Consider the following 5,807-nt stretch of genomic DNA (forward strand, 5'->3'; position numbering starts at 1 on the left):
CCCGGGCTTCAAGCTGGCGGGAATGAAAAGCAGCATGGCCCGCGCTTCTAGAACACCAGGGAAGGGATGAGAAGGCGCCGCTCTCCCGCGCTGTCGCGCAGTTCCACCCGGAGGGTGGCGTCTTCAGGCCAATCCTCGCCACGGGCCTCCACCACGACCTGCGCCTTCCCACCCGGAGCGATGTGAGGCTCTCGCATCGCCACCATCGCATGGGAGCGCCCACCGCGCGCCGAGGACAGTCGGGCCTCCGTGGGCGTCCAGGGCGCCGCCCCTTCGTTCGTGATTTCAAGCGAGAGCGCGACCCACCCTGTGCCTCGAAAGGCGGTGAGACGCTCTACCGTCAGCCCGTTAGCGGGCTTCAACAGTTGGGCTGTGAGTTCTTTCACCTGGATACCGACAGGATCCAGCATCCCAGCCAAGAGCATGCCCGAGGGTCCCGTGGCCGCGCTTCGCGCCCGGAGCGCTTCCAATTCGATGTTCTTTCCCGCGCATGCAGCGCGCACCTCGTCCAATTCGGCCTGCACCGCCTCGGCCGTGCGTGGCAGCCTCGACACCTGGACCTGCGCATCCACCTGGGTGGCGTTCGTGACGGGAGCGAAAACAGCGCGTGCTGGGGCCATGCCGTCCGCGAAGGGCACGGTCAGCAGCACGTGCTCACCCGTTCCCACGTCGCCTGTGGGCTTGAGCATGATCAGCCGGTCCGTGGCCACGATCAGCTCGAAACGGTCTCTGGCGTCCCCCAGCTTCACTCCTGCACGATCCACGGGGGAGTCGAACTCCAATGCAGTGAGGGAGCCAGAAGCGACGTGCAGCTCCACGGGCTTGCCGGTTGCGGACTGGGAGAGTGTCACCCGCCGCTGCACCAACTCACGCCCTCGTGAGGGCTCCTGCGCCGTGACGTTCGTGCCCAGCAGAAGAAGGGACAGCAGCAGCAACGGACGGAAAACCAGGAGCACCGGCAGGCAACCTCCGAGAAGACGGCGCTGACCGTAGCAGGTGCCGTGGGTTCCCAGGTTGCCTTCCCACCTCCCGCCACAGGGGGTTGTCTCGGCAAGGATGCGGCGGGTACGCCACACAGGACGAACCCACCCAATGAACAGGCATGATGGCTTCCCAGGTATGGCCATGAGCACTGGGGCGCCTGTACACGTCCGTGGTCGCAGCTACTGAATCGCGAAGATGAGCGTCACCTTCGCCTGCACCGTCTGCTCCTCCGGCTGGATGGGCGTGGTGGGCGCGGCGCGCGACTCCGCCATGTCCATGGCGAAGGTGGCCGGGTACAGGCGCGGCGCTTCCGTCACCGTGCTCGCGTCCAGCACCGCGCCCAGCTTCACGTTCAGCGACGCGGCCAGCACGTCCGCGGACTTCCTTGCCCGCGCCACCGCCTGACGCAGCGCCTCTCCCTGCACCGCGTCCTGGCGGCTCAGGCCGAAGCGCACGGAGTCCACCCGGTTCGCTCCCGCCGCCAGCGCCTTGTCCAGCAGGCTCCCCACCTTGGAGAGGTCCGTCACGTGGACGCTCACCAGGTTGCTCACGCGGTAGCCCTTCAGCTTCGGCTCCCCACCCTGCGGCGGCGACGGCGTGTACTCCGGATAGACGTTGTAGTTGCGCGTCTGCAGGTCGCGCTTCGCGATGCCCGCCCCCGTGAGCGCCGCGAGCACCTTGTCCATCCGCTTCGCGTTCTCCTCCCCCGCGGCCTTCGCGTTCGGGGCGGACGTCTCCACCGCCACGTCGATGAAGGCCTCGTCCGGCTGCGCCTTCACCTCACCCGTGCCCTCCACGCGCAGCGTGCGCACCCGCGGATCCACGGGCGGCCTCGGCTGCGGTGAACCCGACGAGGGGACCTGCGTCTGCGCCGCGGCCGTGAAACCCGCGAGCACCACCAGCGTCGTCAACATCCTGCGAACAGCGGACATGGCGCCTCCTTCCCAAGGCTCAAGGAGCCTCCGCGCGTGTAGCGCGAAAGCCCCTCACGCCCCAAGGACGCCCCGGCCCCGGCGGACATTCACCGGGCGCGGGGCGTCCAGCGCCGGACGCTCGCTTCAGTGCAGCGAGTCGCCCGAGGACCCCAGCGACATCACCGACTCCAGCGGCTTCTTCAGCGGACGCGGCGCGGCCTTGCGCACCTGCGTCACCGCCTTGCGGCGCGCGACGCGCAGCGCGTCCCGCCCCATGTCCATCACCGCCGCCACCGCGCCCGTCAGCAGGTTGCCCGGCGGCGTGTCCGGCTGGGCCGGGTGCGGGTGCGTGGGCGCGGCCTTCTTCGCCAGCTCCAGCGCCTCGCCCACCTGCCGCAGCTCCTGCGGCTTGAAGGCCTTCTTCACCTCCGGGAAGAGGTACTGCTCCTCCTCCGTGACGTGGGCGCGCACGTTCTCCATCAACACGTGCACCTTCGCGTCGAAGCGCTCGGACTCCGGCGGCAGCGTGTCCAGCTCCGACAGCACCCACTTCACCACGTGGTGCTCCTCCAGCGCGCGCAGCACGTCCGGAGACAGCGCCTCCGAGCGCGCGCGCACGGCCGGGTAGAAGACCTGCTCCTCGATGGCGGCGTGGATGGACAGCTCGCGCACCATCTCGTCCACCAGCTTGCGCTTGTGCGCCAGCGCGTGGTCGCCCGCCTTCTCGAACTTGCGGAACAACTGCTCCACCGTCTTGTGGTCCGCCTTCAACAACGTGATGGCATCCATGGGCCGTCTCCCTTGCGTCGAATCAGGGGCCGCGCCTCCCCCGTCGTGAAACCGCCCGGGCCCGGAAGGGCCCTGGCGCAGCGCGGCACGGAGTGAAGGGTGGGGATGGATTCCCGGCCGTGCCCACCCCCGCCGCCCAGGTCCCCGCGTCCGCACGGAGGGCAGGCGGGCGGGATGCCCGGAGTGTCCGGCAGCTGTCGAAAAACCGCACCGGTCCCCACTCCCCGGACGGCGCGGGCGTGCACACCGTGCGCGGTCAGATTCGGTCTCGCGCGGGCGGCGGGCAAGGGAACAGGGGCAATACCGTGACGACGAACACGCTGCGGCTGCGGGTGGCGCGCATCACCCGTGAGGCGGAAGGCATCCAGTCCTACGAGCTGGTCTCCCAGGACGGCGGCGCCCTGCCCGAGTTCGAGGCCGGCGCCCACCTGGACGTGCAGGTGCCGGGCCTCAACGGCATGCGCCAGTACTCGCTCTGCAACGACCCGGGCGAGACGCACCGCTACGTCATCGCCGTGCAGCGCGACGCCAACGGCCGCGGCGGCTCCAAGGCGATGCACGACCACGTCCACGAGGGCGACGTGCTCACCGTGAGCGAGCCGGTCAACGACTTCCCCCTCCTGTACGGGCGCAGCTACGTGCTCATCGCGGGCGGCATCGGCATCACGCCGCTCCTGGCCATGGCGCGCCTGCTGGAGCGCACCGGCGCGCAGTGGGTGCTGCACTACTGCGCCCGCGACGCGGACCGCACCGCCTTCCGGGAGCTTTTGTCCACGCCGTCCTTCGCGGGCCGCGTGCACCTCCACCACGACGGGGGCGACCCCACGAAGGGGCTGGACGTGCGGGCGCTGCTGGCGACGCGCGGCCCGGGCACGCGGCTGTACTGCTGCGGCCCCGCGGGCCTGATGAAGGCCGTGCGCGAGGCGGCCGCGCTGCACAAGTGGCCCTGGGAGAAGGTGCACTTCGAGGCCTTCACCGCGGAGGGCACGTCCGCCACCCACGCGGCGGCGGAGGAGGACTTCGAGGTGGCGCTCAAGAGCACCGGCCAGGTGCTGCGCGTCCCGGCCGGCAAGACGGTGCTCAACGTGCTACGCACCCACGGCGTCAAGGTGGAGAGCGACTGCGAGGCGGGGTCGTGCGGCACCTGCGTCACCCGCGTGTGTGAAGGAACCCCGGACCACCGTGACACGTTCTTCCAGCAGGAGTCCGCGGGTGACGCGCGGATGCTCGTTTGCGTGTCGCGCGCCCGGTCCAAGCGGCTGGTGCTGGACCTGTAACCTCCCCGTGCCCGGCGTTTTGGAGCGCGCCAGTGCGCGGCGGGCCGCCTATGCTCGCGCCCCGCTCGTACACGAGAGAGGCTGATGAGCGACGGGACGTTGTTCTCCATGGACACTCCGCCCACCGAGGCCCGGTTCCAGAACCGGCTCTGGGTGGCGGACCTGCTGGACCTCACGGGCGCGGCGCTCGTGGGTTGGGGTGCGGTGCGCGCGGCGGAGTGGGTGTCCACGGCCGGTCTGTTGGGGTTCGCCATGGGGGCCTCCTGGCTCCTCCTGTCCTGCGTGGGCGGGCTGACGGGGCTCACCCCGGGCCGCCACGCCCTGGGCCTCAAGCTGGAGCGCGCGGAAGGGAAGAAGCCCGGCCTGGGCGCGGGCCTGCTGCGCGCGCTCACCGCGCCGGTGGAGCTGGTGCTCCAGGTGGTGCTGCAACGCCGGCCGCTGGATGAACAACTGGGCGTGCACGCGAGCGTGATTCCAGGCGGCCTTCGCGGCTGGGCTCGCAGCCTGCCCCTGCCGCTGGTGGGGCTGGTGCTGCTCCTGGGCGCGGTGTGGAGCATCGTCACGCCCACGCGGCAGGAGATGCTCCAGTACCTGGACCGCACGCTGACCGGGTGGCACTGCTGCCACGGCACGCGCGAGGTGACGTGGCAGTGCCGCACGTCCCTGTCCCGCGCGGTGCGCAACGCGAGCGGCGGCGACACGGAGGTGGCGGACTTCGTGCGCAACGAGTGCCCCGTGGCCGCCGCGCGGCTGGGGCCGTGAGCCCGGGGGGCGCTTGGGCTCCCGGGCCCGCGCCTCAGCGCTTCATCAGCGCGAAGGTGTCCTCGCCCTCGTCGCAGTTCACCCACACCGCCTTCTCCGGCACGGGGGGCGCCTTGTAGTTCACCTTGAAGTAGCGCTCTCCCACCGGGACCTTGTGGGTCTGGTACGGGTCGAGCTTCGCCATGAAGGCCTGCTGCCGCCCGCTCAAGACGATGACGCAGTTGTGCCAGGTCCGGGTGTCGGAGCTGATCACATAGAGGGTGCGGTTGAAGCTGCTCCCCAGCAGGCCATCCATCTCCGCCTGTCCCAGGAGGCGTGAGCGCTCCACGGGCTTCGGCTCGGGCTTCGGCTCGGGCGTCGCGACCGGCGGGGTGGGCTCGGGCGTGGGCGTGGGCAGCGTCGGCCCTGACGGGCGCGCCGTCATCAGCACGAAGCGCGGCTCCTTCGACGCGTCCGCCTCCGAGTCCAGCCGCAGGGTCATGCGCTGGCGGTTCGGGTTGATGGACTCCACGGTCGCCGTCCCCAGCACCGGACGCTTGCGGGTCCCCTTCTGCGGGGCCCCACGACCTTGAACACCGTGCCCGCGTTGATGCCCTTGGGCACGTCCGCGTTCACCACGCGCTGGCCGCCTCCCGTTTCGCCAATCCTCGCCACGGGCAGATGCGCGGGCACCAGCTCCACCGGGCGCTGCACGGGCCGCTTCGTCCCGGCGACGGGCTTCACCTCCGGCGGGGGCTTCACCGGCTCGGGCTTCACCTCGAGCTCTTCCGCGCTGGCCACCACGCCCGCGTCCACCGCGGCCTCGGGAGGCGGAGGCTCCACGGGCGGCGTCACCGCGGGAGGCGGCTCCACCGTCAGAGGCGCGGACGCCACGACCGGCTCGGAGGGCGGGAGCGCCTGGGGCACCACGGGCTGCTCGGCCGTGTGCGAGCGGAGCACGAGGGTGGTGATGCCCACGGAGGCGCCCACCAGCAGCAGCGCCGCCACGGCGATCCGCGCCACCGGCCTGCGCTCGGGCCGCGCCGGCACCTGCCCGGACGTGCCCGGGGAGACAGCCCCCTGGGCCGGTGCGGCCGGCCAG

Annotated in this window: 6 protein-coding genes and 1 pseudogene; 2 read left to right on the forward strand and 5 right to left on the reverse strand. The window is 71.2% G+C overall.

What is annotated here, in order from left to right; genetic code table 11:
• Window positions 1-47: 47 nt before the first annotated feature.
• The 3 genes from ACLEQD_RS35110 to ACLEQD_RS35120 form a co-directional block, all read right to left on the reverse strand.
• Complete coding sequence (locus ACLEQD_RS35110; protein ID WP_410390110.1) at window positions 48-956, reverse strand: DUF2381 family protein; 909 nt, start codon at window positions 954-956, stop codon at window positions 48-50.
• A gap of 207 nt (window positions 957-1,163) precedes the next feature.
• Window positions 1,164-1,916 carry an SIMPL domain-containing protein gene (locus tag ACLEQD_RS35115; RefSeq protein WP_410390111.1) on the reverse strand — a complete coding sequence of 251 codons (753 nt, stop codon included), beginning with the start codon at window positions 1,914-1,916 and terminating at the stop codon, window positions 1,164-1,166.
• Between the two features lie 126 nt (window positions 1,917-2,042).
• Window positions 2,043-2,687, reverse strand: coding sequence for a hemerythrin domain-containing protein (locus ACLEQD_RS35120; protein ID WP_410390113.1), 645 nt, complete (start codon window positions 2,685-2,687; stop codon window positions 2,043-2,045).
• 305 nt (window positions 2,688-2,992) lie between these two features.
• On the opposite strand from ACLEQD_RS35120, the gene ACLEQD_RS35125 reads away from it, so the two are divergent.
• Together ACLEQD_RS35125 and ACLEQD_RS35130 are read left to right on the forward strand one after the other, a co-directional pair.
• Window positions 2,993-3,964, forward strand: a complete 972-nt coding sequence (locus ACLEQD_RS35125) for a PDR/VanB family oxidoreductase (RefSeq protein ID WP_410390115.1) — start codon at window positions 2,993-2,995, stop codon at window positions 3,962-3,964.
• Between the two features lie 84 nt (window positions 3,965-4,048).
• A complete protein-coding gene (locus ACLEQD_RS35130) occupies window positions 4,049-4,726 on the forward strand; it encodes an RDD family protein (protein ID WP_410390117.1) in 678 nt (225 codons plus the stop codon).
• Window positions 4,727-4,760: 34 nt separating this feature from the next.
• Here ACLEQD_RS35130 and ACLEQD_RS35135 read toward each other — a convergent pair whose 3' ends face one another.
• Window positions 4,761-5,237 (reverse strand): hypothetical protein, encoded by a 477-nt coding sequence (locus tag ACLEQD_RS35135; protein ID WP_410390119.1) that lies wholly within the window; start codon window positions 5,235-5,237, stop codon window positions 4,761-4,763.
• Window positions 5,204-5,807, reverse strand: a pseudogene (locus ACLEQD_RS35140) (hypothetical protein); the annotation flags it as partial. The gene ACLEQD_RS35135 and the pseudogene ACLEQD_RS35140, both read right to left, overlap by 34 nt.

This window comes from Corallococcus sp. 4LFB, from assembly GCF_046520365.1.
GTDB lineage: Bacteria > Myxococcota > Myxococcia > Myxococcales > Myxococcaceae > Corallococcus > Corallococcus caeni.

Coding starts and splice junctions, on each gene's coding strand:
- ACLEQD_RS35130 (WP_410390117.1), top strand. CDS start 4,049: ATGAGCGACGGGACGTTGTTCTCCATGGACACTCCGCCCACCGAGGCC.
- ACLEQD_RS35120 (WP_410390113.1), bottom strand. CDS start 2,687: ATGGATGCCATCACGTTGTTGAAGGCGGACCACAAGACGGTGGAGCAG.
- ACLEQD_RS35115 (WP_410390111.1), bottom strand. CDS start 1,916: ATGTCCGCTGTTCGCAGGATGTTGACGACGCTGGTGGTGCTCGCGGGT.